Raw genomic sequence first — 25,172 nt, 5'->3', positions numbered from 1 at the left:
CAACCTTCTTAATTTCTTATTCGATATTCTTCCGTATCTTGGTCAGATACTCTTTCATCTTCTCGGAATCCTTATCCTTGATGATTTCTTGCAGGATATGCAATTCCTCTTGTATCCGCTCGATTTGGCGAGGGGTACGGGGGTTGAAAAGGATCTCGGTCAATAGAAAATCGTCCTCGGACAAAAGGCCGCGGGCGATTTTCATATGGCGTTTGAAAGTGGTACCCGGGGCATCCTGATGCTTCATCGTAGCGGCAAATACCATAGTGGAGGCGAATGGGATACCTAGTGAGTAGGCTACCACTTTATCGTGCTCCTCGAACGTGTATTCGCAGATATGCAAGCGGAGGCTGGAATAAATATCCTTGAAGAATATCTTGCCCAGATGATCGCCCTCGGAGATAATAATCGTATTCTCTTTCTCCAGTTGTCCCAGATTAGCGAATGTAGGTCCGAACATCGGGTGAGTGGAGACATACGGGAAACCGCATGTCTCATAAAACTCCTTCAAATAAGTCTTCACGGAAGCGATATCGGAAATAATGCAATATGGCTGCAAGTAAGGCATTACGGCCTTGAAAGCCTCTATCGTGTAACTTAACGTCACGCAGTTGATGACCAACTCGGGATTGAAATCCTTAACCTCTTCCGGGCTTTGTAGGCGAAGGGCGTTATAGATAAAACGCATACGTTTCGGATCTTTCTCCAATACGGCTACCTCATGATCAAAACTAAGCAGGTCGGTGAAGAAAGAACCCATCTTTCCTGCGCCTAAAATCAATATTTTCATCTTATAAATTATTGTTCGTTCATGATAATCATTTGCTGGCGCACGGATTCCTCATGGATCTCCTTCAAGATCTCCTTTACAAAGTCCGGGCTCAGGTCCATTTGCTCACCCATGCAGGAGCGTTTCTCTAAGATCTCGCTGTAGCGGGGAGACTGTAAGATCGGCATATTGTGCTCTTTCTTATAAACGCCGATCTCCTTGGAGATACGCATACGTTTAGCCAAAAGCTCCAATAATTGCTCGTCGATACCATCGATCTGGCGGCGAAGAGCGGTCAGGTTCTCGGTAGTCTGGTTTACGTCACGGATCACCAATAGGTTCAATACGTAATCCAATACATCCGGGGTGATTTGCTGGGAAGCGTCGCTCCATGCGCAATCCGGGTTACAATGAGACTCTACGATCAAGCCGTCGAAACTCAAGTCCATCGCTTGCTGGCAAAGTGGGGCTACCAACTCACGCTTACCACCAATGTGACTAGGATCACAGAAAATAGGCAGGTCCGGCATACGGCGGCGAAGCTCGATAGGAATATGCCACAACGGAAGGTTACGGTAGATTTTCTTGTCGTATGAGCTGAAACCTCTATGGATAGCACCCAAACGATGAATGCCCGCTCCGTACAAACGCTCGAACGCTCCGATCCATAACTCCAAGTCCGGGTTAACCGGGTTCTTGATCAATACAGGTACATCAACCCCTTTTAACGCATCGGCGATCTCTTGGACAGCGAATGGATTTACCGTCGTACGTGCTCCGATCCAAAGGATATCGATACCGGCTTTCAATGCCTCGAATACATGATCTTTAGTAGCGACCTCGGTAGATACCAGCATGCCGGTCTCTTTTTTCACTTTCTTCAACCAAGCCAATCCCTCGGCTCCGATGCCCTCGAATCCACCCGGTTTCGTACGAGGCTTCCAAATACCCGCGCGGAATATCTTAACGCCTCTGGAGGCTAATCCTTGGGCTGTTTCTAACACTTGCTCTTCTGTCTCGGCGCTACAAGGGCCTGCGATTACGATAGGACGTTGTGTGTCAACTCCCGGTAATGCTAACGGTTCAATCTTCATTTCCATCTTTGTGATCTATATTTTAATTTTCAATTTTCAGTTATAAATTCTCAATTCTCTTCAAGGCTTCTTCTAAAGTCTCGTTCTTGCAGCAAAGGGAGATACGGATATAACGCTCGCCACGGCTACCGAAGATAAATCCCGGCGTAAGGAATACGTTTGCCTCGTATAGCACCTTGTTGGCGATTGCCTCGCCGCTCTCGGCGGAGTCGGGGATACGTCCCCAAAGGAACATACCTACTTGGTTCTCGTCGTACTCGCATCCCAAAGTACGCATGATTTGTCCGGCAAGGTCCCGGCGGCTACGGTAGACACGATTCATGTTATCGTACCATTCTTTCTTTGCGCTCAGGGCTTCTACCGCCGCATATTGCATCGGCTTGAACTGCCCGGAGTCGATATTGCTTTTTACCTTCAGTATCCATTGGACGAATTGGGCGTTGGAAGCCAGCATCGCCATACGCCAACCCGGCATATTATGAGCCTTACTCATGGAGTTCATCTCGATACAGATCTCTTTGGCTCCCGGTATGCTTAAGATACTTAGCGGATGCTCGTTCAAGATGAAGCTATAGGGGTTATCATTACATATAATAATACCGTGCTTCCGGCCGAAGGCCACCAGTTTCTCGTATAGCTCTACGCTAGCGTTCGCCCCTGTGGGCATATTCGGGTAATTGGTCCACATCAGCTTTACGTTGGAGAGATCCATTTTCTCCAGTTCCTCGAAATCCGGTTGCCATCCCAATTCCTCTTTCAACTCGTAAGGGATCAAACGAGCCTCTACTAGCTTGCTGACGGAACTATATGTCGGATATCCCGGGTTCGGAACCAGTACGCCATCCCCCGGATTCAAGAATGCCAGCGAGATATGCAAGATACCTTCTTTGGAGCCGATGAGTGGTTGGATCTCTGTTTTCGGGTCCAAGTCTACGTTATACCACGTCTTGTACCAATCGGCGAATCCCTTACGCAGTTCCGGTATGCCCACGTACGGCTGATAACCGTGCTCGTTCGCTTTGCGGGCATGTTCACACAACGTCTCGATGGTCTGTTCCGAAGGTGGAAGGTCGGGGCTGCCTACGCCAAGGTTAATGACGTTCTTGCCTGCGGCGTTCATCTCGGCTACTTCCTTCAGCTTCTTGGAGAAGTAGTATTCCTGTACGCTACCTACACGGTTAGCGGGTGTAATATTACACGCTTTGTTTTCCTTCTGCATATTCGCCTAATATTTTTAAGTCTTTTGTTAATGGTCTGATAGCGTCCAACGCTTGTTTGTAACGGGTGAAATCCGTGAAAGTAAGATCAATGTAGAACAAGTATTCCCATTCACGCCCGATAATAGGCAAGGATTGTATTTTAGAGAGATTCATGTCGTAAAAAGAGAGAACGGAGAGGACTTTGGAAAGGCTGCCGGAAGTGTGGGGAAGAGCGAATACGAGAGAGGATTTGTTTTTATCGGTTCCTCGAAGCATCTCATCCGCCGTCCAACGGTCCGCTATAGCGAGGAAGCGGGTGAAATTCCGTTTGTTAGTCTCGATCCCCTCGGCAAGGACTTCCATCTTGTAGATCTGGGCGGCCAGTTTCCCGCATATCGCCGCATGTCCTTTCAGTTGGTTCTCCGAGATCCACCGGGCACTCATGGCGGTATCTTCTTTCTCTACCACCTTGGCGTTGGGCAGAGTATCGAGGAAATCGGTACATTGCATCAACGCTATCGGATGGGAGTTGACCTCTGTTACCTCGTGTATCGAGGTTCCCGGAAGCGCTACTAAGGAATGGGAGATACGTAGCTTATACTCGCCGGTAACACTCAGCCCGCTCTCACGGATCAGCTCATGGTTTTGAAGGAGGCTTCCCGCTATCGTATTCTCGATGGCCATCATGCCTAGTACGGACGGGTCTTTCTTGATCGTCGTGATAACATCCCGAAACGTATTGCAAGGGATGATTTCTATTTCTTCACCTTCATGATAATTACGGGCGGCGATGTCGTGATACGAACCGGCTATTCCCTGTATTGCTACTTTCTTTTTCATCTTGTTTCTCTATTTTTACTCTAAACTGTTACAAACAAAAAAAGTCCCACCGAAACCGGCAGGACTTTATATTTTATTGATATTTATATTCAATCATCAACGCTTTACATACAAACTCCTGCCCTTACTCTGCTAAAGTAAAAGTAATAAAAGTAATATGTAAAGCTAAATCGATTCATTGTCTGTTTGTTTTTAAATACGCAGCAAAAGTAACGCTTTTTTGGAAACTACAAGCAAAAAGTGATATTTTTTTTCTGTTACATTTAAATTTTATCTTAACTGTTTCTGAACTTCTGTGGAGATACGCCTACGTACCGTTTAAAGTACTTACCGAAAAAGGATACATTCGGGAAGTTCAAGGAGTAAGATATCTCTTGGATAGTCAAGTCCGTAGCCATCAATTGCGATTTTGCGTCCATGATTATCATATCGGCTATGATATCGGATACGGAACGTCCGGTCTTTTGCTTGATGATCATGCAGAGATGCTGGGGAGAAATACTTAGTTGGCTGGCGTAAAAAGCCGTTTGTCGCTTTGAGGTATAATTTTTCATCACCAGTTGGATGAATTTCTTGTGGATCTCGTCGCTACGGGTCGTTATCTTGTTAGGCCATGATTTTCCTTGATACAAATCACTGATCCCATGGATCATGGTAAGCAGGATATGTTTCACCATCTCCCTGTTTATGGATTTCTCTTTCGCTTGTACCCGCTCTAGCAAATGGAAATAATCGTTAATGAAGTCCGCCCGGTCCTCACTCAGTGATATGATCGGATTCTCGTAGATAGTAGGTAAGGCGCTCATCGTAGACTTTATCATGTTCACGCAGTCCATGAACTCGGATGAGAATCCTATAAAGGAAAGGCGGAAACTCTCTTTCTGCTCACAGAACTGAATAATGCTTCCCGGCATCAAGGTGATGAAATCATTCGGTTTCAACGTGTACTCCGTCAAGTTGATGGAAGCCCGTAAATTTCCTTCAACGCATAACACGAAAATACCTGCTTTTAACCGGCAAGTCTGCTTGTAAAAGTTTAAGATTGCCTCGGTAATGTCGTTTCCTACGACATAATCCCGGGGCAAATCTAATTGTGGTAAGTTTGCGTTCATCCGTTAATTTATTAATGATTGAACACAAAAATAATAAAAGTGGTGTTGACTTACTGGATAATTTAAAAATAGACCAATTAATCCTTGAATCAGACTTATTCCGCTTGTGCTTCCTTATTTCTTTTATGCAAGCTTTTCAGTTCGAAGGATAGCATGACACGGAATATACCTATTATTAATAAGGCATAAGCGATCATGTAAACCAACGTGAAGGCCCCTAGGGCGGGTTGCCAGATAACACCGATGGAGCAAAGGATAGCCAAGATACCGAAGACCATGTACCAACCCCAGTTCCGTGTACCGTATCGTTTCAGGTCCATCGAGTAACCGGTAGCCGAGAAGCCTCTGAACATAAGCCAGAATGCCAAGACAAACGGAAGCACCTCCATGCTAAGTCCCGGGCTTGCCATCAAGAATATACCTAAGATCAAATCGATAATACCTCCGGCCAAATACCATCCCCAACTGCTGATACCCTTTTTGTTCGCCAAGGCGAAAGCGATCTCGAACAAGCCGCTTACGAACATAGAGACACTGAATAAGATACTAAGCGCTACGTAGCTCGCCAATGGCGCGAACATTAAATAAATAGCGACGATGATGTAAAGCAGTCCGACCAATAGTGATAACCACCAATTCTTGACCGCATAATCCATTTTATCAATAAATGTTTTCATATTGGATAATATTTGTATTGTAATTACCCAATTAACAAAGGGAAGGAAGAAAAAGTTCTGGGTATTTGTGGCTAGGATATCCTTAAAAACTTTGTCCTTTGGAAATTAATTCTTTTCTTTGACGTTTCAAATCAATATAGGTATATAAGTACGAGGATTATGATGAAAAATTTGATAGCGATAACTTGTTTTGTCGTGGCGTTGGTGTCTTGTAATAAGGTGGAACATAAGCTGGAAGGAAAATGGCAATTGAAAACCGTAGAGGCGAATGGGGTGGTCCAGACGGTGGATACGGTTTGGTATAACTTCCAGACCTCTTTGTTCGAGTACCAATTATATGACCCGGCAAAGGACGTATATCGTACGAATTTCGGTTATAAGACGTTGGAGGAAGATACGAGACTGGATCTGGAGTTGGTCAACTATGGAGGTACACCTTTGGAACAATTCATGCGTTATACGGATTGGACCTCACCTAAACAAACTTTCACGATCGAGCAGTCATCTGTGACGAATCTGGTAATGAGCTGCGAAGGAAGAACGTATACGTTTAAGAAATTCTAAGATATCATGTGCTGTTTGATCTCAGTCCCTCATAAGGAGTACTCCAGTACTCCCTAGGAAGTACTGCGATACTCTTTGCGGAGTACTGGAGTACTTCTTACGAAGTACTCTCAGCGATGTTAGATCATGCGATCAAATCCGCTTCTATAGCTTGCGCCACCTTGATTAAATCGGCGGGGGCTATCTGTATCTGCAAGCCTCGTTGTCCGGCGCTTACATAGATCTTATCGAAGCCGGATGCCGTAGGATGGATATACGTAGGGAAATGCTTTTTCATGCCGATAGGCGAGCATCCTCCCCGGATATAACCGGTGAGTGGTAACAACTCTTTCACGGGGATCATCTCACATTTCTTGTTCCCGGATACCTTGGCCGCCTTTTTCAAGTCCACCTCGTCCGCTCCGGGGATCACGCATACGAAATAACCGCTCTTATCGCCATGCAAGATCAAGGTCTTGAATACTTGGGCGATATCTTCCCCTAGCTGCTCCGCTACATGCGTAGCGCTCAGATCATTCTCGTCTACTTCATAAGGCACGAGCTGGTAGGCGATCTTAGCCTTGTCCAGCAGGCGTGCCACGTTTGTCTTATTAATCTTCTCTTTCATCGTTTAGATCCCTTTCATGGATAATTGAACACGTTTTCTGGATAGGTCTACGCTTAGAACCTTCACCTTGACATGCTGATGGATGGAGACCACTTGGGTAGGATCGCTTACGAAACGATCCGCCAGCTCGGAGATATGGACAAGCCCGTTTTCCTTGATCCCTACATCGACGAAACAACCGAAGTTGGTGATGTTGTTCACGATACCGGGCAATACTTGCCCTTCTTTCAAATCCTCGATCGTTTTCACCGTAGGATCGAACGCGAATACTTGGATCGTTTGGCGGGGATCACGGCCCGGTTTATCCAGTTCCTCCATGATATCAAGCAGGGTAGGCATCCCGACCTTATCCGTAAGGTAGTCCGTTAGTTTTAGTTTCTTTTTAAGCGCTTTGTCGGTGATCAGGTCGGCTACCGAGCATTTTAGGTCCTTGGCCATCCGTTCGACGATCGGGTAGCTCTCGGGGTGTACGGCTGAGTTGTCCAACGGGTTCTTTCCGTCGGGTATCCGTAGGAATCCGGCGCTTTGCTCGAAAGCTTTCTCTCCCATACGGGGGACTTTCATCAGTTCTTTCCGGGAAGTGAAGGGTCCGTGCTCCGCCCGGTAATTCACGATGTTTTGCGCTAGCGTAGGGCCTAATCCCGAGATGTAAGTCAACAAATGCTTGCTCGCCGTATTCACGTTTACACCTACTAAATTCACGCAACTCTCCACGGTTTGATCCAGACTCTTTTTCAAGGCGTTTTGCTCTACGTCGTGCTGGTATTGGCCGACACCGATACTCTTCGGGTCGATCTTGACCAACTCGGCCAAAGGGTCCATCAGCCGGCGACCGATGCTGACAGCTCCGCGTACCGTGACGTCGTATTCGGGAAACTCCTCCCTAGCGATCTTGGACGCAGAATAGATAGAGGCTCCGTTCTCGCTGACTACGAACACTTGTACCTTGCGGTCGTATCGTATATTCGTGATGAACTGCTCGGTTTCACGACTGGCGGTACCATTACCGATGGCAATGGCATCTATGGCGTAAGTGGCTACTAACTGGGCGACCTTAGCGGCGGCTTTGCCCTTCTCGTTCTGGGGCGGATGCGGGAAGATCGCCTCGTTATGCAGTAAATTCCCCTGCGCATCCAGACAGACCAACTTACATCCGGTACGGTATCCGGGGTCTACGCCTAATACCCGTTTTTGTCCCAAGGGAGGAGCGAGCAGCAATTGCCGGAGGTTCTCGGCAAATACCCGGATCGCCTCCTCATCGGCTTTCGCCTTGCTCTGGTTGGAGAACTCCGTCTCGATAGAGGGTTTCAGCAGGCGTTTGAAAGAATCGTCGACAGCTGTAGCCACTTGCTCGGAAACCTCTCCACGACCTTTTACGAAGCGCCGGTTCAAGCGATCCAGACAAGATTCCGCGTCGGGAGAGATACTTACACGAAGGATACCTTCCGCCTCTCCCCGTCGGAGAGCCAATAAGCGATGGGAACTGGCCCGGTTCAAAGGCTCGCTGAAATCAAAGTAATCCCGGTATTTGGCGCCTTCCTCTTCTTTCCCCTTGATCACTTTGGATGTGATCATGGCGGTATGAGCGAAAGAGTTACGTACGGTATTACGTGCCGATTCGTTCTCGTTAATCCATTCGGCGATAATGTCCCGTGCCCCTTGCAAGGCTTCTTCGGCGTTTTTCACTTCCCCCTTGATAAAACTCTTGATACGTGCGGATAAGTTATTCTCGTTTTGCATCATAACGATCTTAGCCAAGGGGTCCAGTCCTTTCCGGCGTGCGATCTCCGCCTTGGTGACCCGTTTCGGTTTGTAAGGGAGATATAAATCCTCGATCTCGGTGCTATCCCAAGACTCCTCGATGCGTTTCCGGAGCTCGGGAGTAAGTTTTCCTTGCTCTTCTATCGTGGCGAGGATCGTTTCCTTTCGTTTGCTCAGTTCCGTCAGTTTATCCAGTTGATCTTTGATGGCACCGATTTGCACCTCGTCTAATCCTCCGGTCACCTCTTTCCGGTAACGACTTATAAAAGGTATGGTAGCGCCTTCGTTCAAGAGCCCGATTGTCCGTTCCACTTGTCCTTCCGGAATTTGTAGAAAACGGGCTATAAGCGTGTGAAATACGTTTGTCATATCTAGTTTTCTTAGAATTGGAGTACAAATATACGGTTTTGCTTATATTTTCGGTCGGGATGCTCACTTCTTGGGCTTATTATTTGTATCTTTCATTAATTTTCAAGAATTTTACGGCCGGAATATTCAAGCCTTTGATTAAAAAAATCAACATGGAAGTTAATACTACGGAGAACAAAACTTTGGAACAGGATTATAGGGATTTAGCAGGATTGTTATCTAATATCGTGGACTCGTTGCCCATCTACTTTTTCGTGAAGGATACGGGTGATAATTTCAGGTACGTGTACTCCAGCCCTTTGATGAACCAACTTTACGGACGATATCATAATGATGTGGTCGGGAAAACAGATTTTGACCTATTTCTAGATCCGGTCGTCGCCCAATCTTTCAGGGATATGGACGAGGAGGTGGTGAAAACGGGTAAGATGCAGCGTTTCGTGGAGCAAATGATCGATCCGAAAGGTATCTTGCGTACTATGGATACGATGAAACTGCTAGCGCCCCGTGAGGATAAGCCTCCTTATTTAGTAGGGATTTCATGGGATATTACAAAGCAAAGGCAGGTCGAGGAGGAGTTGCATAGCTATAATAAGCGCTTGGCGCTCGCATGTCAAGCGGGTAAGATCTACCCGTGGCTTTGGGATCTGGTAAACGGTACGGCGGAGCTTTCCTTGGAAGAAAACGGCCAGATCAAGCATGTGCAGATCACCCACGCTAGTTTTACGGAGAAGATCCATCCGGATTACCGGAAGGTCTATGAGAATATTACAACCGCTTTCATGCGGGGCGAGATCGATTCCATGCGATTCAGTTTCCCTTGTCGTTATTTCTCGGATGAGTATGTATGGTTGGAGAAGATCGGTGAGGTCTATGAGGCCGATCCGGACGGCAAACCGATCCGCTCGATCGGAATCCTTCGGGATATGACCGTCGATAAACGGCACGAGGCGGATGTGCAGGCCAAGCGTTTGGCGGAAGAGAGCGACCGGATGAAGTCCGCTTTTATCGCTAACATGAGCCATGAGATACGTACCCCTTTAAATGCCATCGTCGGCTTTTCCACCTTATTGGCGGAGAGTGACGATGAGGAGGAAAAAAAGGAATATCTGAGGATCATAGAGAGTAGCAATGAGTTTTTGTTGCAGTTGATCGGTGATATCTTGGATATCTCGAAGATCGAGTCAGGAAAGATGGAGTTTATTTATACGACCCTGCGTTTGAGTGAGATATTCGCTCCCCAGCAGCAAGCTTTCGCCTTGAGAGTGGCCCCGGATGTAAAGGTTATCTTTGAGTCGGACGGTAATGACTATTGTATTGTGTCGGAGAAGACCCGTTTGACTCAGGTCTTGACCAATTTCCTTTCCAACGCCGTGAAGTTCACCAGCTCGGGTTCTATACGGTTTGGTTATCGTTTGACCGATGATGGTATCTATGTCTACGTAACGGATACGGGTATGGGAATCAGTAAGGAGTCTCAAGCGAGCATATTCAATCGTTTCGTGAAATTGAACAGCTTTAAGCAAGGAACAGGATTAGGGCTTTCTATCTGCAAGACGATAATTGAGAAGTTGAAAGGTAAAATCGGGGTTGAGTCGGAGGAGGGAAAGGGCTCTACATTCTGGTTTACGATACCTTGCCAACCGATGAAAGTGAAATAAGACATTCAAGTTTGGTTGGGATTTATAGGTAAATCACCTCATCCGCCAACAACCGAATCTCATCCGGATTATGTGACGTGAAAAGAATGATCCGTTCTTCTTTCATTTGCTTTTCTCGTATTCGTTCTATAATACGATGGCTTAAGGCTTCATCCAAGCCTTTGAACGGCTCGTCCATCAAAAGGAGAGGAGAAGGGTATGCCAATGCCCTCGCTATAGCGATACGTTGTTGCTGTCCGTAACTAAGCTCTTTGGGGTATCGGTTCCCGAAGGGCTCCATTTCCATTTCCTGTAAGTGTTTTTGGGCAATTCGCCGGGCTTTTTCCTCCGTGAGAAAAGAGGAGAGGGGGAGGATGATATTTTCTTCTGCGGTTAGATGGGGCAGGAGTTGCGGTTGTTGGAATATGGTGGCGATTCCAAAGTGTCTTGTGGGATGTATCTCTCCTTCCGTAGGCAATAAGATACCTCCGATTAGGTTTAATAACGTTGTTTTTCCTTTGCCTGAAGGTGCGCTAATTCCATAAATAATCCCTTTTTGAAAGGAATGGGAAAAGTGCTGTATGCCATATTGGTAACTTATATCTTTCGTGTCTAAAACTGATAATGTAGGGGTGGGGATGGTCTGATCCTCATTTGCGAAAGATATTTTAGGGGTGATATCAGCGACTTTGCTAATTCCTTTGTCAAAAAAGAAACTGATGAATACCGCCACGATTGTCCAAGCGAGCAGCTCAGGGACAGCGATAAAGTTTTGCGCCCTTTTCATCTCGCTTCCGATTCCGAATGCGCATTGCGACAAGACTTCTCCCATAATGATCGCACGCCAGCCGAATCCGGCGGCGGAGGCAAGTCCGCTATATAAGAATGGCTTTAGCTGCGGATAGATGATCTGGAATAAGACATTGGAACGTCTTATATGGAATTGACGTGCCATAATGGATAAACCCGGACGTAGATCGAGGATTCCCCGTGTCAGATTCTCTGTTAGTAGCGGGAACATGGTGAGAAAGGCGATCATCAAAGGGATGCTTTCCGGATTTAGGAATATAAGCGCCAAAAGTATGAAGGATATGACCGGGATCGAGCGCATGATGGCAAGCAGAGGTCTGAATAATTCATACACCCATTCAAAACGGGCGAATAACCCGGCCATCCCTATCGCACAAACGAATGAGATCGACATGCCTAAGACTCCCCGGAGTATAGTCGCTCCGACCGACTGATAGAAACTACCGGAGACGAGCCATTCGCAAAGTGTCCGTACGAGTCGGGGAAGTGAAGGTATCAGCTCCGGTTGGTTGGCTATAACGGCGAATAGTTGCCATCCCGCCAAGAGGATAGCGGTAGCGACTATTGTAGTGATTGTTTTTCGCAATCTCATTGTTTTTCGGGGATAAATCCGGCATCGGGAAGCCTCCCGCCGACGGCCTTGGGTTCATACTGTTCGATGAGACGCAGGAAATCCATGACGGCGTTTTTCGCCTCGATAGCCGATAAATAATGGATTTTACACCGCTCGATACTCTCAGGAGTTAAGGCCCCTTGGGCGAAGATTCCATGTTCTTCCAAAGAATGGATGGTCTCTTTCGGATATCGTACGGCTTTTTGGCAGGAGGCTCGTAAGGCATCCTCAAAAGCGATACGATATTTCTCCATCGTCGGGGTGTATACGACCGCTGTTTGGGCGAATCCGAGGGTATCGCTGTCTGTTAAGTGATTCAAGTCCGCAGTTATTCGTAAGCTGCTGTCTTTCCGTAAAGCGATGCTTAGAAACGGTTCCCCGAGCACGGCACGATTTACTTTTCCGGCTAAGATGCCTTGGGTGATTTCCCCGGCGGTATTGAAGGCGTAATTCAACGGATAGTCTGATCGCTGGCGGCCGAGATAGTACCGGGTAAGGATATCGGGAGTCGTACCGTTGCCGAATACATACAATGCCGGTTCTTTTAAGGGTGTTTTCTCGACGAGGTAAAGGGTTCCCCAGATCGGGCATCCCGCTAGTTTAATCTTGATCCCTTTATTGTACAAGTTCGCCGCATTGATCATGGGGAGTACGGCTATGTCGGTCTCCTGCTTGATCAGTAAGGCTTGCGCCAGATCAGGCGAGTCTACCACTTTTACTTGTACTTTTTTGTTATCTATAATTGGAGGATTCTCAAGCCAATCGGCGAATGCGATAACGGATGGACCACGAAGTACCGAAACCTTGATTACGGTATCTTCCGTTTGTGCGTGCCGGCAACCGGAGCAACAAAGTATGAATAGTAGAAAAATGTATTTAATCATATCTAGACCTCTATAAAACAATTAAGGATTGCCTCCCGGCAACCCCTAACCAACTTTGTTAACCTTAAATCTAATACTATTATGAAAAAACCACAGTGCAAATGTACTGTTTTCTATATATCTGTCAATAGAATAAATGCTAATTAGTGTTTTGAGGTTCATAAGAAAAGCTAAAAAACCTTCTTTTGAGTCGCTAGGCTAACCAAAACAATCGTTATCGCCGATAATGGCAAAGCAAATAAGATCGGATCTATCGCATGCCACGGATATACATCGATCAAGACGTCTTGTCCGAATAAAGCCTTGCAAAGTCCTACCGGAGCCGCTTCCGCCTTATGAAGGAACAACATGGCGAATAAACTGGCCAAGCCTCCTACCCATAAGCTGGCCAAGGCCCCTTGCCGGGTAGCCCCTTTCCAATATAGCGAGCAGAAATAGGTAGGTAGGAATGTAGCCGCGCAAATACCCATGAACAAGGCGGTGCCTCGTGCGATAATACTTGCGCTTAGCGTATAGCAGATAACGTAGCTGACCAAGATAGAGCATAGCACGCCGATACGTACACCTAATGTAGAGTTCGGATTTTTGCTACGTCCTAGTTTGGGGAATGCGTCTGCCCCGAAAGCCGCTCCCATGGTATGAAATTGCGCGCTAAGGGTAGACATACTGGCAGAGAGAATACAAAGCATGAAAACCGCCCCGAACCACTCCGGCATCGCTTTATTGATAAATAGGGGGATGATCTTGTCCATATCTTTTACCGCCTCGGAGGCGACTACACCTTCCGTCTTGAGGAAAAACAAATTAGACAAGGCTCCCACGTGATAAATCGCCCCTACCGTGACAATCAAGAACACGCAGCCGATCAATACGCCCCTGTTGAGTTGCTTGGTACTTTCCACCATCATGAAGCGTACGACTAGTTGTGGCTGCGCTAAGCAACCGATTCCTACGCCAAGGATCAATGAGGTAACCAATGTATACCATTGTGGAGAGCCTGAGATGGGCATAGCTGTCCATCCTTGATGTCCCAAGGCCTTGAAGCGTTCGGGCACCATGGGGGCGATATCCGTCAACTTCTGGTTCGCCTCGATAAAGCCCATGTCCATGATATGGTAAAACCAAAATAGCAGGAATAGCATACAAGCGAACATGATAACCGCTTGCAACGCATCCGTATAAAGTACTCCCTTGATACCGCCCGTAATCACGTAGGCCGCTACGATCAAGGTGAAGATCAACAAGGCCAGATGAAGGTCGATGTGAAACATCTGTTCGATGAAGACGGCTCCTCCCTTCATCACCACGGCGGCGTAGAGGGGCATGCCGATGAAAATGATCGAGGCGATGAAGATCTGTATAGACCGGGACTTATAGTGTAATCCCAATAATTGCGGGAAAGTCCGTGCGTTATGTGCCTCGCCTAACTTCCGGGTCCTTCGTCCGAAAAAGATAAAGGCTACCACTACGCCCATGAACATGTTCAATAAGCAAAGCCATTGAATACCCATGCCGAACGTAGCGGCTACGCCACCGAAACCAACGATCGCCGATGCCGAGATAAAGGTCGCCCCGTAAGACAGGGCCATGATAATGGGGTTTACTTTTCGTCCGCCTAATAAATAATCACTGGCATTTTTCGTCTGCCTGTATCCGAGATACCCTAACCAAGCGATTACAAACATGTAAATGATGACAATAATGCCTAATGTTAGCGTACTCATTTTCGTGATTCTTTAGTAGGGTTTGTTTTTTCGTCGTCTTCTTTATTCCAAGTGGTTATCCCGAACCAAATAGAAAATAGGAGGCAGGCGAACGCTAGAAGGTAAGCCAGCCAAATACCGGGGTCGCTGATTCCGAACATATATCCGTGCCTATTAAAGTTTTATTAGATCACTTTCACAGATATACTCGAGATTCTGACGGCGGATTACCTCACGGGCGCTTTCCCGGTTGTTCGTACGCAAGATCAAGATCGCTTTTTCCCGGATGGAGAAACAATACATATATTCTATGCTGATGCCCGCTTTCGTGAAATAAGATAATGTATTGGCAAAACTTCCGGCGCATGAGCTGGTTACGATCGCTAATACGTCGGTCAGGTTTGCGCTGACGTTGTTTTCTTTTAATATCTTGTATGCCTTCTGGGGATCGCTTACGATGATACGAAGGATTCCATACTCGGAGGTGTCGGCTACGGTGGCTGCGATGATGCGGATGCGCTCTTCCGCCAATAACGCTAATATCTCGCTTAATTTCCCGTACTTGTTTTCTAGGAAAATAGAAATTTGATTGACTGTCATAAGGTGTTATTTTAATTGTTTATTTAACAAAGCTTGCGATGATCTTTCACTCGTACCGCCTTGCCATCTGTGGTTGGCAAAGATCCCTTGGCTACCAGCTTGATACGTGGTGTAAGTAATAATTCGTCCTTCAACTGACGGGTGATACCTTTCGTCAAGCGCTGCAAGGCGGAATAATCATCGGTGAATAGGTCGCTCAACTCAACCTCGATCAACATCTCGTCGCTGTTACCGATCGTTTCGAGGGTGATCAAATAATTACTGCCTAACTCCTTGAATTGCATCAATATCTTTTCGATTTGGATGGGGAATAGGTTCACGCCCTTCAAGATTATCATATCGTCGCTACGTCCTTTGAAACGGGCTAGGCGTTTATGGGTACGTCCGCAAGGGCAATCACCCGGTAAGATGCAAGTAAGGTCGCGGGTACGATAACGGAGTAAAGGCATCGCCTCCCGGTTGATGGTGGTTAATACCAATTCTCCGACCTCTCCCTCGGGCACCGGTTGCAAGGTAACCGGGTCTACGATCTCTACGATCACGTTGTCTTCCCAGATATGCAAGCCGTTCTGCTCCGTACATTCGAACGCTACACCCGGCCCGTTCATCTCCGACATACCGAAACAGTTGTAAGCCTTGACACCCAGAAGCTGCTCGATGCGTTTACGTTGTTCTTCCGAGTGTGGCTCGGCACCGATACATACGGTGTGTAGTTTGGTATCCTTTCTGGGGTCTATTCCCTCCTCATACATAACCTCAGCCAAACGAGTGGCATAGCTCGGTATGATATGTAAACAGGTGGTGCCGAAATCGGTGATGAACTTAATCTGTCGTTTGGTATTACCGGCCGCCGCAGGCACTGTCAACGCACCTAATTTTTCTGCTCCATACTGGAAACCGAGGCCACCGGTAAACATGCCGTAGCCGGATGTATTCTGGAATACGTCCGTATCCCTTAGCCCTACCATATACATGCAACGAGCTACTTGGTTAGCCCATTGGTCCAAGTCCTTGGCGGAATGTAAGACAACGGTAGGATTACCTGTCGTTCCACTGGAAGAGTGGATACGTACGCATTTCTGTAATGGGATGGCAGCCAATCCGAACGGATAGTTATTTCTAAGATCATCTTTCGTTGTAAACGGAAGTTTTTGTAAATCCTCCAAGGACTGAAAACTGTCCGGGGTAATTCCTTTCTCTTTGAATATCTTATGGTAAAAAGGGGAGTTGCCCGCTAGTTCTATGGTTTGTTTCAGTCGTTCCAGTTGGAATTTTACCAGATCTTTACGATCCATGGTTTCTATTTCTTTCTGCCAATACATCATCGTTTTTTCAATTAGAGTGTGTTTAATTCATGAAATTAGATTGCAAATGTATCTTTTATTTTGGATAACGCCATGCTTTTGTGTCAAAATATTAGTAATGACCTTTTGAAAATAAGAATTATTAGGCGGTAAGCCGTTGTAAATAAAAAAATAATAGTTATTTTTGTCCATTACGCAATTTAACTTTATGTATGGGCCATGGGAAAATATGACCACCTTTCCAAAGAAGAGTTGATTCAAAGGATTGAGAGACTGGAAGCCGATCTGGAAAAAGCCACTTTGACACCATCCGCGAGCGATAACGAACTTGAGATGCGCCAAAGCCAGCATACGATCAACTTCTTAAATATCTTGATGGATACGATCTTGTCGAACGTATTTGTGGAGATCACGGTGAAAGATATTTTCAACGGTTTCCGGTATATCTATTTTAATAAGGCGGCGGAGGAATTTACGGGGGTCAAGGCGGAAGATATCTTAGGGAAGACGGATTTCGAGCTTTTCCCTGATTCCCGGCGGGCGCATGAGATCCGAACGGAAGATTACCATACGATCAAGACGGGACGTATGGTAAAGGAAATGGTCGAGTATGAGAAACCGAATGGAGAGGTGAGAATCGTAAATATCGTACGTTTACTGATCACGAATCCGGACCCGGGAGCCTCGCCTCTGTTATTGGTCATGCTGAATGATATCACGGAGCAACGTCAAGACCAGTTGGCGCTGATGAAAGTACAAGAGGCGGATAAGATGAAAAACGCTTTTATCGCTAATATGAGCCATGAGATACGGACCCCCCTGAATGCTATCGTTGGTTTTGCCCATCTCGTGACGGAAACGACTAATGCCAGTGAGCAAAGGGAATACTTTTCGATTATAAATAAGAATTGCGATTTATTGTTGAAACTGATTAACGATATCTTGGATTTGTCGAAGATCGAGTCCGGTCGGTTAAACTATAACGTGTCGGAAGTTGAGTTGAGGGATATTTGCCAAGAGGCCTATGTGGTACAATCCTTGAAGATGACTTCCGATGTGGCATTATTATATAACTCGGTCGCCATGCCTTCTGTTCGTCTGTGGATCGATCCGCACCGGGTAGAACAGGTCTTGTTAAATCTCTTGTCTAATGCCATTAAGTTTACTTCCAAAGGTTTTATCTCGCTTTTTTATGAGGTGGAAGATATGTTCGTACGTGTCTCTGTCATGGATACCGGAATCGGGATATCAGAGGAAAAGCTGGAGTCTGTTTTCGAGCGTTTCGTGAAATTGGATGATTTTTATCAAGGGGCTGGTTTGGGACTACCGATCTGCAAGATGATTGTAGAGCAGTTGGGTGGTGAGATCGGTGTGCGATCTGAGCTTGGCAAAGGTTCCACTTTCTGGTTCACCTTACCATTGGTTGTTACGGATAAGGCTGTTGTGGAGAAGGATGATCCTTCTGTTTTAAGTGAATGTCAACTATATTAAATAAAAAAGAAATGAAAAATGCGGTTGTCTTTTTAGCGACAGGCTTTGAGGAAATAGAGGCCTTGGGTACGATTGATGTCTTGAGGCGTGGTGGTGTACGGGTTATGATGGTATCTATTACGGGTGACCGATTGGTGATAGGAGCTCATGATATTCCGGTAATGGCTGATTATCTGTTCGAGGAGGCGGATTTCAGTTGCGTCGATGCCTTGATCTTGCCGGGTGGAATACCCGGAAGCAACCACTTAAATGCGCATGCCCATTTGAAAGAATTAGTCAAGGAGAAAACGGAGGAAGGCGTATTAATCGGTGCTATCTGTGCCGGACCGATGGTTTTAGGTGGTCTTGGATTGCTAAAAGGGAAAAGGGCTACCTGTTTTCCTTTCTTCGAGCCAACAATGGTAGGCGCTATCCCTACGGATAATGGAGTAGAGCAGGATGGAAATATCATCACAAGCAAGGGGCCGGGTTTTATGTTTGAGTTTGGTTTGACGATCTTGAGGAATCTGAAAGACGAGGAAATCGCTTTGGAAGTGGCGGATGCCTTATTATATGACGCTTTGTTGCATGGGACAAAGCATTAATGTGCTTGAAATTAAAATCCCTTGAGAGAATGTCTTAGAGACATTCTCTCAAGGGATTTTTGTTGTAAAGAGTTTTCCCTTTCCTAAATTATTTCTGGAAAGATTTTTTCATACGTGCGATATCTGTCAAATAGTCTTGCAGATCTTGCTCGTGTTCTTCTTCCTCAGCTAAGATATGCTTAGCGATATCACAAGTCGTGAAGTCGATGCCGTCCGTGAATTTAGCGATTTCTTGATAACGCAAGATGGCGCAACGCTCGGAGGCGACATTCTGGTTCAGAAGGCTTACTACGTCAAAGTCTGTCGGTGAATCATATTTGCATCGGGCTAATTCAAACCATTGTTTCGGATCAAGTACCGGAACTCCTTCCAATTCGATGATCCGGTCTGCCAATAATTGGGCGTGATGCCTTTCTTCCTCGGCATGTTCCTCGAATTCACCTTGTACGTCGGAACGCATGGCTCCTTCAACGACCAAGGCTCCTACCCAATATTGATAGTATGCTAGCCATTCTTCCGCTAACGCGGCGTTTAGTTGAGATAATAAATTGTCGACATCCAATTTCCCTCTTAAAATTTTGACGCTTTCTTTTGCCATAGCTGTATTAATTTAGAATTAAACGTATTGTTCGTTTTTTATAGTTCTAACAAGCTTACTAGGGCATTGTTTATTGTTTGTCAAAATTTTAACGTTATGCTGCGATTGTTACAATTTAGGTAATTCCCAAGGTGCCCGGTAATAGGCTTTCGACAAGGCGGTAGCCTCGTTATCGCCGACAAACAAATTGTTTTTATCATCCCAATGAACTTCCCGTTGAACCCGGCAGGAGATATTCGCCAGATGAGCCATCTTCGCTACACGGGCACCGATAGCGACATCGGCGTTCGGAAGCTCACGGCTTTTAATGCAGCTCAACATGTTTCCCACATGATTATAAAGTCCTTTGCCTTCTCCTTTCTTGAAAGGAACGGCTTCCATGCGGGCTACGTTATTGGATACGACTGGTATGACTTCCCAACCGGCCCTGTCGAGTACCATCGTACCATTCTCCCCATAGAACGCTAATCCTTCCTTACGGTTATAGAGTCCGTGATTGATTCCACAGGCGTGATCCCAGATGATATTAAAATCTTTATAGGCGTAAGTTGCCATTAAAGTATCGGGCGTCTCCATAGCGTCGTCCGGATAGGCGAACTTGCCGCCGCCTGAGAATACACGGCTGGGAAGGCCCGCGTTCATACCTTCTAGGGCATAATCCAGTAAATGTACGCCCCAGTCCGACATCAAGCCTCCGGCATAATCCCAGAAAAAACGGAAATTATAATGAAAGCGATAAGGATTGAACGGACGTTTAGGAGCCGGGCCTAGCCACATATCGTAATCCACACCGGCGGGAGCGTCGCAATCCGGTTTAACCGGAAGTGTCGGCTTGCCGTCTTGGTAAGCCCAGACCTTGACCGTACGGATCCGTCCGATATTTCCGGCTTTCAAGAAATTAGCCGCCTCGTCCCAATGCGGGTCGCTACGTTGCCATTGGCCTACCTGTACGATCCGGTTATATTTACGGGCGGCTTTTTCCATCAGGTTACATTCCTCGATCGTATTGGAGAGCGGCTTCTCTACATATACGTCTTTTCCCGCTTGGCAAGCCCAGACCGTCGGAAGGCAATGCCAATGGTCCGGCGTACCGATAATGACTACATCTACGTCTTTATTATCGATTACTCGTCGCCAGTCCTTATATAAGTGAGGTACTTTTTTCCCTGTTTTCTTCTCAACGTCGGCAGCCCGTTTGTTTAACCATTCGTCATCGACATCGCAAAGAGCCACGCATTCCGTCTCCGGATAATCAAGAAAAGTATTCAAATCCCCGTATCCCATGCTACGGCATCCTATGAGGGCTACCTTTACTTTGTTGCTAGGGGCGGTTTGTCCGTATATGGAGGAATACGATTTACCGATAAGCGGCGATAAAGTAAGTCCGGACATGATAAGTCCGGTTTTTTGCATAAAAGTACGTCTGTTCATGATATTAGTTTTTAATACTGTTATAAATATATTCCATATCCACGTGCTCCCTTACGAGGGCGGCGAGTTTATCATACTGCTCTTCCTTAAAAGCGGCATAATCGAAAGGGCCTGTAGTCGTTTCCGTGTCAAAGCCCTCAGCTAAGTTGTCCAATACGGCCGGATTATCAAGGATACCATGCATATAACTTCCCCAGCATCGGTTGTTGAGGTAATATCCGTCCGTTCGTCCGTCTTCCAGTCGGGCTACGGGCTGTTCGGGGGCGTCACCCAATAGGGTGGTTCGTCCCATATGTATTTCGTATCCTTTACAATCCTTATTCTCCGAGGAGGGGAGGAAAGCAAAGTCGCTTTGTCTCGTGATCTTCTCCTGCTCGATGACTGTGCATTGAGGCAGAAGACCGAGACCGGGAATCGCCGGGATATTTCCCTCGATACTTTCCGGATCTTCCAAGCGGACTCCCATCATTTGATAGCCACCGCAAATACCGATCACCTTTTTACCCGCTTTATGCGCCCGGATAATCGCCATCGCTATCCCATTGGCCCGCAGGCTTTGTAAGTCCGATAACGTATTCTTTGAGCCGGGGAGCAGGATGATGTCGGCTTTCTCTATCTCATCGATATTGTTGGTATAATACGGATTGAAACGGGGGTCCATCTCCAATACATCAAAATCCGTGAAATTAGACATTCGTTTCAGCAGGATGATAGCTACATTGATTTTCCCGTCTTTATAAGTGTTATTTTTCATATCCAACGCTACGGAATCCTCTTCCTCTATCTTGATATCCCGAAACCATGGAATTACGCCGACCACGGGAATCCCAGTCAATTCCTTTAATAGGCTCCGTCCTTCTTCGAATAAAGAGGCGTCTCCACGGAACTTATTGATGATAACCCCTTTCATTAACACTCGTTCCTCCGGTCGTAATAAAGCGATCGTTCCATATACAGAGCCGAATACGCCCCCACGGTCTATATCCGCAACTAAATAGGTAGAGGCTCCGGCAGCGATCGCCATACGCATATTGGTGATATCCCGGTCTCGCAGGTTTAGTTCGGAGATGCTTCCGGCTCCTTCCAATACGATCGGGTTATAGCGAGCTTCCAGACGCTTGAAGGCTTCGATGGCTTCCTTAAATAGCTCCTCCTTCTGGTTTTGTATCCCGAAATAATCCTTGGCGGACATATTGCCGACTGGCTTTCCGTTTAATACGACTTGCGAGCTTTTATCATTTGTCGGCTTTAGTAATATCGGGTTCATATCCGTATGCGGGGAAATACCGCAGGCCTCCGCTTGTACGACTTGCGCCCGGCCCATCTCGCCGCCTTCCGGGGTAGAGTAGGAATTGAGGGACATATTTTGTGCCTTGAACGGTGCCGGTTGATAACCATCTTGCTTGAAAATACGGCAAAACGCCGCATTGATAACGCTTTTACCCGCATCAGAGCAGGTTCCGACAAACATAATCGGTCGTAGGTGTTGCTTCATCTGTATAGATTTTATTTACACAGTGTACAAAGGTAGTATTTTTGGCCTTTTTATTAAGGAGAAGATATGAAAAAAGAAGAAGATTTTGTTATGGGCCTGTCCATCTACATGGCTTGTCTGCGTGAGAAAAAACGGTATTCCACGGCGAAGAGTTATCAAGATGCCTTGAACTCGTTCAAGTGCTTTTGCGGTATGGAGGCGATTCCTTATACCTATATTAATAGGAACAGGCTTTTGTGCTATCAGTCATGGTTGTTGGACAAGGGCCGTTCGTTGAATACGGTGTCTACCTATATGCGTCGGATTCGTCACATTTATAACTTAGCCGTGGAGGCGAACGAGGCTCCCTTTGTACCCAACCTGTTCAAAGATGTCTTCACGGGCGTTGAAAGCAAGCGGAAGAAGGCGTTGCCGCGAGAGATGCTGGAGCGTATGTTTAACGCCCCGTTGGGGGATCCGTCCTTGCGGCGTGTACAGTTGACCGTTCGGTTGATGTTCGCGTTCAGCGGGATAGCGTTTGTGGATCTCACGCATTTGAAATGGGAGAATATCCGGGATGGGATATTGCAGTATCACCGACAAAAGAGCGGGTCTCTCATACAGCTGGAGATTCCCTCCGGGGCGTTGTGGCTGTTGGATGAGTTGTCCGCTTGTACGGCAAAGGAATCCCTTTATTTATTTCCTTTTTTGAGTGGAAGGAGAACCGGTGAGGCGGCCTACAAAGAATATAACAGGACCCTGTCCCGCTTTAACCGTGACTTGAAGTTGTTGGCGAGATCGACAGGCGTTACGCTTCCGGTCACCTCATATACGATCCGTCATTCATTCGCCTCGTTCTTGAAGGAACAAGATGTATCGATCGAGGTTATCAGTGAGTTGTTGGGGCATAAGTCTATTAAGACAACACAGATCTATTTGAAGAGCTTCTCGTTGGAACGTTTGTCGACAGTGAACCGGAATTGTTTTGAGAGCGTGTGTAAACCGATACCCAAAGTGGGGTAAGAGGCTTGCTACTTGGGAAGTAGCGTATTCTTTCACGGCGCAAATGTAATAAAAAATAACAAGACACAAGCAAACATTAGACTTTATTTGTGCTCTGTTCTTTATGTTCCGACTTTGATTCTCCTTATATCTTCGTTCCTATTCTTGGGTTATGGACACAACGATAGAGACGGAATGATCTCATATTTCCTATATCATCCCGTTACCTCACAAAAATTGCATCTACATTCACGTAGAGATGAGGCGTGCCCCGTCTCTACAACTGTGTGGTGACCATTTTCCCATCTTTTAAGCTACTTCCCAAGTAGCTTAAAAATCGCAAGTGATGGTAATTTTCAGAAATACCATAATTGAATACTTAAAGCGTTGTTTGTCAAGAAGAAACGATAGGGTCTTGGCAGGGCTTTGAATTGTCGTTAGGCTTGGTGGATATCTTGAAATACTCCAAGGAAAAAAGAATCATGTCGATGAATGTTTTGAGGAACGATTGCCCGGATAGGGGTATGGAGCGGGTCTGTAAGCGCCAAGACCTGAAGACCGTTCGCTGGTACGTGCTGACGCTCCCTACCGCCGCGGGTGGCAGGCGCGATAGGATCAGTCCCTCAAGAGGGTTGGATGCCGAGCTTTCCCGTCGCGAGCGTCGCGGGGAGACGTTGTTCGAGTATTTCGCCCCCTCGTACGTGGAGGTGAGGAAGGTGGACGGCAAGCTGGTCAACACGAGGCGTCCCCTGCTGTTCAACTACGTGTTTATCCGGTCCTCGGTGGAGGAGATCTTCCGGATGAAGCAGACGCTCCCCTTATATAATTTCCTTCCCCGTGTCTCTTCCGGGGGCACGCCCCATTTCCCTTACCTGTCGGATAGCGAGATGGGAAACTTACGTTGGGTAGCGGAGTCTTACTCCAACGAGCTTCCGGTGTACGTTCCGGACAGTGGCCGCCTGCTGAAGGGTGACCGTGTACGTATCACGTCCGGCTATTTCGCCGGGATGGAGGCTGAGGTGGTGATCCAGCCGGGCGGCGGTCACAAGGATGTGATGGCCCGTATCCTCGATTGCATGTGGGTTCCCTTGTTGGAGGTGAAGCCGGGCGAGTACGAGCTGATCGAGCTGAACACCAATGGTAAGCATGTCTATACCCATCTGGACAACGATCGCCTGCGGGATGGCCTGCACGACGCGTTGGGCCGTTATCACGCCTCCGGTAGCGTAGGGGAGGAGGATACCCGCTTGGCGCGTGAGGTATTGAGAGCCTATGGTTCTCTCCGTGCGGAGACGGACGTGATGCGCTGCAAGGTCTATTCGTCGCTCCTTTCCGCCTACAAGCTACTGGGCGAAAAAGAAGAGTTCGCTCGTTTGCTCGCCACGATGCGCGGTATGCTCCTGGCGGTGAAAGCTCCGCAATCCCGTGCCTTGTTGCTTGTGACGCTCTACGGTTGCACGGACAGCAGTCTTTACCGTCAGATGGCGCACGAGGTTGTGGATCCGTGGCGAAGTGAGTCCTCGCCCAAGAAAAGCAAGTTGTCGTTGATCCGCCGGCTGGACGATTACGATCGGTGGCTCAACCATGAAATAAGTTAACAGTAGACAGTTTAAATAATAAATCAAAAATCAAAATGTCTTCCCTTCCTTCCGGCGTTCGTTTGGTGCGGTTGCTGAACGAGCATTTGGGTGAGATCATGGGGCGTGAGCGTACGAACCAAAACTCGATCCACCTGTATTGCACGGGGCCTTATTGGGTGGCGTTCGAGTGCTCGGCCTATCAGTTGCGCCGTGTGTTCCCGGACAGCGAGGTCACGCCGATGCGCTTGCTCGGCTACCCGTTTCCTGTGGTGATGGTATCCGTGACGGATCGTTCGCTCCGCTCGTATGCCCGCAAGCACATCTTGCGAAGAGACGATAAGGATTACAAGCAATTGACCGTCCCCGGTTTTTCCCTGTCTGATTACCAAGGCTGGCATAAGAGAGAGGTGGAGGGATTGCCATTGCTAAGCGAGACCGTATGAGTGTGGCATACGTATAAGGGCAT

24 protein-coding genes are annotated in these 25,172 nt (G+C 47.0%); 7 read left to right on the top strand and 17 right to left on the bottom strand.

Features of this window, described 5'->3' with window-relative positions; genetic code table 11:
* Nucleotides 1-16: 16 nt before the first annotated feature.
* From CI960_RS11095 to CI960_RS11070, 6 genes are all read right to left on the bottom strand, one after another.
* Nucleotides 17-790, bottom strand: coding sequence for a prephenate dehydrogenase/arogenate dehydrogenase family protein (locus CI960_RS11095; protein ID WP_005856360.1), 774 nt, complete (start codon nucleotides 788-790; stop codon nucleotides 17-19).
* Between the two features lie 8 nt (nucleotides 791-798).
* Nucleotides 799-1,869 (bottom strand): bifunctional 3-deoxy-7-phosphoheptulonate synthase/chorismate mutase type II, encoded by a 1,071-nt coding sequence (locus CI960_RS11090; protein WP_005856362.1) that lies wholly within the window; start codon nucleotides 1,867-1,869, stop codon nucleotides 799-801.
* Between the two features lie 34 nt (nucleotides 1,870-1,903).
* Nucleotides 1,904-3,082 carry a pyridoxal phosphate-dependent aminotransferase gene (locus CI960_RS11085; protein ID WP_005856364.1) on the bottom strand — a complete coding sequence of 393 codons (1,179 nt, stop codon included), beginning with the start codon at nucleotides 3,080-3,082 and terminating at the stop codon, nucleotides 1,904-1,906.
* Nucleotides 3,057-3,902: a prephenate dehydratase gene (locus tag CI960_RS11080; RefSeq protein WP_005856371.1), complete on the bottom strand. Its 846-nt coding sequence runs from the start codon at nucleotides 3,900-3,902 to the stop codon at nucleotides 3,057-3,059. Before CI960_RS11080 ends, CI960_RS11085 begins: the two co-directional genes overlap by 26 nt.
* Before the next feature lie 275 nt (nucleotides 3,903-4,177).
* Entirely contained in the window at nucleotides 4,178-5,014 is an 837-nt protein-coding gene (locus CI960_RS11075) for an AraC family transcriptional regulator (RefSeq protein WP_005856373.1), read from the bottom strand.
* Nucleotides 5,015-5,109: 95 nt separating this feature from the next.
* Nucleotides 5,110-5,691 carry an HdeD family acid-resistance protein gene (locus CI960_RS11070; protein ID WP_005856375.1) on the bottom strand — a complete coding sequence of 194 codons (582 nt, stop codon included), beginning with the start codon at nucleotides 5,689-5,691 and terminating at the stop codon, nucleotides 5,110-5,112.
* A 159-nt stretch (nucleotides 5,692-5,850) separates the two neighbouring features.
* On the opposite strand from CI960_RS11070, the gene CI960_RS11065 reads away from it, so the two are divergent.
* Nucleotides 5,851-6,255, top strand: coding sequence for a lipocalin-like domain-containing protein (locus CI960_RS11065; protein ID WP_005856378.1), 405 nt, complete (start codon nucleotides 5,851-5,853; stop codon nucleotides 6,253-6,255).
* A 124-nt stretch (nucleotides 6,256-6,379) separates the two neighbouring features.
* Here CI960_RS11065 and ybaK read toward each other — a convergent pair whose 3' ends face one another.
* Complete coding sequence (ybaK, locus tag CI960_RS11060) at nucleotides 6,380-6,862, bottom strand: Cys-tRNA(Pro) deacylase (RefSeq protein ID WP_005856380.1); 483 nt, start codon at nucleotides 6,860-6,862, stop codon at nucleotides 6,380-6,382.
* A 3-nt stretch (nucleotides 6,863-6,865) separates the two neighbouring features.
* Nucleotides 6,866-8,992 (bottom strand): Tex family protein, encoded by a 2,127-nt coding sequence (locus CI960_RS11055; RefSeq protein ID WP_005856382.1) that lies wholly within the window; start codon nucleotides 8,990-8,992, stop codon nucleotides 6,866-6,868.
* 152 nt (nucleotides 8,993-9,144) lie between these two features.
* Here CI960_RS11055 and CI960_RS11050 point away from each other — a divergent pair, with 152 nt between their 5' ends.
* Complete coding sequence (locus CI960_RS11050; RefSeq protein ID WP_005856384.1) at nucleotides 9,145-10,653, top strand: ATP-binding protein; 1,509 nt, start codon at nucleotides 9,145-9,147, stop codon at nucleotides 10,651-10,653.
* A gap of 22 nt (nucleotides 10,654-10,675) precedes the next feature.
* On the opposite strand, the gene CI960_RS11045 is transcribed toward CI960_RS11050, so the two are convergent.
* From CI960_RS11045 to CI960_RS11025, 6 genes are all read right to left on the bottom strand, one after another.
* On the bottom strand, nucleotides 10,676-12,034 hold the full coding sequence (locus CI960_RS11045; RefSeq protein ID WP_005856386.1) for an ATP-binding cassette domain-containing protein: 1,359 nt from the start codon (nucleotides 12,032-12,034) through the stop codon (nucleotides 10,676-10,678).
* Nucleotides 12,031-12,939: a hypothetical protein gene (locus CI960_RS11040; RefSeq protein WP_008778290.1), complete on the bottom strand. Its 909-nt coding sequence runs from the start codon at nucleotides 12,937-12,939 to the stop codon at nucleotides 12,031-12,033. Before CI960_RS11040 ends, CI960_RS11045 begins: the two co-directional genes overlap by 4 nt.
* Nucleotides 12,940-13,109: 170 nt before the next feature.
* Complete coding sequence (locus CI960_RS11035) at nucleotides 13,110-14,663, bottom strand: sodium:solute symporter (RefSeq protein WP_005856391.1); 1,554 nt, start codon at nucleotides 14,661-14,663, stop codon at nucleotides 13,110-13,112.
* Nucleotides 14,660-14,803: a symporter small accessory protein gene (locus tag CI960_RS23930; protein WP_005856393.1), complete on the bottom strand. Its 144-nt coding sequence runs from the start codon at nucleotides 14,801-14,803 to the stop codon at nucleotides 14,660-14,662. The genes CI960_RS11035 and CI960_RS23930 overlap by 4 nt, the downstream gene beginning before the upstream one ends.
* 13 nt (nucleotides 14,804-14,816) lie before the next feature.
* On the bottom strand, nucleotides 14,817-15,242 hold the full coding sequence (locus tag CI960_RS11030) for a hypothetical protein (protein ID WP_005856397.1): 426 nt from the start codon (nucleotides 15,240-15,242) through the stop codon (nucleotides 14,817-14,819).
* 23 nt (nucleotides 15,243-15,265) lie between these two features.
* Entirely contained in the window at nucleotides 15,266-16,567 is a 1,302-nt protein-coding gene (locus CI960_RS11025) for a phenylacetate--CoA ligase family protein (RefSeq protein WP_005856399.1), read from the bottom strand.
* A 198-nt stretch (nucleotides 16,568-16,765) separates the two neighbouring features.
* Here CI960_RS11025 and CI960_RS11020 point away from each other — a divergent pair, with 198 nt between their 5' ends.
* Both CI960_RS11020 and CI960_RS11015 read left to right on the top strand, forming a co-directional pair.
* The gene (locus CI960_RS11020) at nucleotides 16,766-18,037 is read left to right on the top strand and encodes an ATP-binding protein (RefSeq protein WP_005856401.1); all 1,272 of its coding nucleotides are present in this window, start codon (nucleotides 16,766-16,768) and stop codon (nucleotides 18,035-18,037) included.
* Nucleotides 18,038-18,048: 11 nt separating this feature from the next.
* On the top strand, nucleotides 18,049-18,621 hold the full coding sequence (locus tag CI960_RS11015) for a DJ-1 family glyoxalase III (protein WP_005856403.1): 573 nt from the start codon (nucleotides 18,049-18,051) through the stop codon (nucleotides 18,619-18,621).
* A gap of 88 nt (nucleotides 18,622-18,709) precedes the next feature.
* Here the strand turns inward: CI960_RS11015 and CI960_RS11010 are convergent, their stop codons facing one another.
* The 3 genes from CI960_RS11010 to CI960_RS11000 all read right to left on the bottom strand — a co-directional run bounded on the left by CI960_RS11010 (nucleotide 18,710) and on the right by CI960_RS11000 (nucleotide 22,145).
* Complete coding sequence (locus CI960_RS11010; protein ID WP_005856408.1) at nucleotides 18,710-19,219, bottom strand: ferritin-like domain-containing protein; 510 nt, start codon at nucleotides 19,217-19,219, stop codon at nucleotides 18,710-18,712.
* A 108-nt stretch (nucleotides 19,220-19,327) separates the two neighbouring features.
* The gene (locus tag CI960_RS11005; RefSeq protein ID WP_005856410.1) at nucleotides 19,328-20,650 is read right to left on the bottom strand and encodes a Gfo/Idh/MocA family protein; all 1,323 of its coding nucleotides are present in this window, start codon (nucleotides 20,648-20,650) and stop codon (nucleotides 19,328-19,330) included.
* A gap of 4 nt (nucleotides 20,651-20,654) precedes the next feature.
* Complete coding sequence (locus tag CI960_RS11000; protein WP_005856411.1) at nucleotides 20,655-22,145, bottom strand: cobyric acid synthase; 1,491 nt, start codon at nucleotides 22,143-22,145, stop codon at nucleotides 20,655-20,657.
* 66 nt (nucleotides 22,146-22,211) lie between these two features.
* On the opposite strand from CI960_RS11000, the gene CI960_RS10995 reads away from it, so the two are divergent.
* From CI960_RS10995 to CI960_RS10980, 3 genes are all read left to right on the top strand, one after another.
* Entirely contained in the window at nucleotides 22,212-23,147 is a 936-nt protein-coding gene (locus CI960_RS10995) for a site-specific integrase (RefSeq protein ID WP_094582348.1), read from the top strand.
* A gap of 461 nt (nucleotides 23,148-23,608) precedes the next feature.
* A complete protein-coding gene (locus CI960_RS10985) occupies nucleotides 23,609-24,724 on the top strand; it encodes a transcription termination/antitermination protein NusG (RefSeq protein ID WP_009017883.1) in 1,116 nt (371 codons plus the stop codon).
* A 35-nt stretch (nucleotides 24,725-24,759) separates the two neighbouring features.
* Nucleotides 24,760-25,149, top strand: coding sequence for a hypothetical protein (locus CI960_RS10980; RefSeq protein WP_005856413.1), 390 nt, complete (start codon nucleotides 24,760-24,762; stop codon nucleotides 25,147-25,149).
* The last annotated feature ends 23 nt before the right edge of the window (nucleotides 25,150-25,172 follow it).

Origin of the sequence: Parabacteroides sp. CT06, from assembly GCF_002257605.1 — a bacterium.
Lineage (GTDB): Bacteria > Bacteroidota > Bacteroidia > Bacteroidales > Tannerellaceae > Parabacteroides > Parabacteroides distasonis.
This window is presented reverse-complemented; position numbering and strand designations above follow the sequence as displayed.

Bases quoted from the DNA above. Each gene is read 5' to 3' on its own strand.
- CI960_RS11055 (WP_005856382.1), bottom strand. From the start codon at position 8,992: ATGACAAACGTATTTCACACGCTTATAGCCCGTTTTCTACAAATTCCG.
- CI960_RS11085 (WP_005856364.1), bottom strand. From the start codon at position 3,082: ATGCAGAAGGAAAACAAAGCGTGTAATATTACACCCGCTAACCGTGTA.
- CI960_RS11090 (WP_005856362.1), bottom strand. From the start codon at position 1,869: ATGGAAATGAAGATTGAACCGTTAGCATTACCGGGAGTTGACACACAA.
- CI960_RS10995 (WP_094582348.1), top strand. From the start codon at position 22,212: ATGAAAAAAGAAGAAGATTTTGTTATGGGCCTGTCCATCTACATGGCT.
- CI960_RS11020 (WP_005856401.1), top strand. From the start codon at position 16,766: ATGGGAAAATATGACCACCTTTCCAAAGAAGAGTTGATTCAAAGGATT.
- CI960_RS11080 (WP_005856371.1), bottom strand. From the start codon at position 3,902: ATGAAAAAGAAAGTAGCAATACAGGGAATAGCCGGTTCGTATCACGAC.
- CI960_RS11050 (WP_005856384.1), top strand. From the start codon at position 9,145: ATGGAAGTTAATACTACGGAGAACAAAACTTTGGAACAGGATTATAGG.
- CI960_RS11065 (WP_005856378.1), top strand. From the start codon at position 5,851: ATGATGAAAAATTTGATAGCGATAACTTGTTTTGTCGTGGCGTTGGTG.
- CI960_RS11075 (WP_005856373.1), bottom strand. From the start codon at position 5,014: ATGAACGCAAACTTACCACAATTAGATTTGCCCCGGGATTATGTCGTA.
- CI960_RS11025 (WP_005856399.1), bottom strand. From the start codon at position 16,567: ATGATGTATTGGCAGAAAGAAATAGAAACCATGGATCGTAAAGATCTG.
- CI960_RS10985 (WP_009017883.1), top strand. From the start codon at position 23,609: ATGTCGATGAATGTTTTGAGGAACGATTGCCCGGATAGGGGTATGGAG.
- CI960_RS23930 (WP_005856393.1), bottom strand. From the start codon at position 14,803: ATGTTCGGAATCAGCGACCCCGGTATTTGGCTGGCTTACCTTCTAGCG.
- CI960_RS11045 (WP_005856386.1), bottom strand. From the start codon at position 12,034: ATGAGATTGCGAAAAACAATCACTACAATAGTCGCTACCGCTATCCTC.
- CI960_RS11005 (WP_005856410.1), bottom strand. From the start codon at position 20,650: ATGAACAGACGTACTTTTATGCAAAAAACCGGACTTATCATGTCCGGA.
- CI960_RS11000 (WP_005856411.1), bottom strand. From the start codon at position 22,145: ATGAAGCAACACCTACGACCGATTATGTTTGTCGGAACCTGCTCTGAT.
- CI960_RS11095 (WP_005856360.1), bottom strand. From the start codon at position 790: ATGAAAATATTGATTTTAGGCGCAGGAAAGATGGGTTCTTTCTTCACC.
- CI960_RS11010 (WP_005856408.1), bottom strand. From the start codon at position 19,219: ATGGCAAAAGAAAGCGTCAAAATTTTAAGAGGGAAATTGGATGTCGAC.
- CI960_RS10980 (WP_005856413.1), top strand. From the start codon at position 24,760: ATGTCTTCCCTTCCTTCCGGCGTTCGTTTGGTGCGGTTGCTGAACGAG.
- ybaK (WP_005856380.1), bottom strand. From the start codon at position 6,862: ATGAAAGAGAAGATTAATAAGACAAACGTGGCACGCCTGCTGGACAAG.
- CI960_RS11040 (WP_008778290.1), bottom strand. From the start codon at position 12,939: ATGATTAAATACATTTTTCTACTATTCATACTTTGTTGCTCCGGTTGC.
- CI960_RS11015 (WP_005856403.1), top strand. From the start codon at position 18,049: ATGAAAAATGCGGTTGTCTTTTTAGCGACAGGCTTTGAGGAAATAGAG.
- CI960_RS11035 (WP_005856391.1), bottom strand. From the start codon at position 14,663: ATGAGTACGCTAACATTAGGCATTATTGTCATCATTTACATGTTTGTA.
- CI960_RS11030 (WP_005856397.1), bottom strand. From the start codon at position 15,242: ATGACAGTCAATCAAATTTCTATTTTCCTAGAAAACAAGTACGGGAAA.
- CI960_RS11070 (WP_005856375.1), bottom strand. From the start codon at position 5,691: ATGAAAACATTTATTGATAAAATGGATTATGCGGTCAAGAATTGGTGG.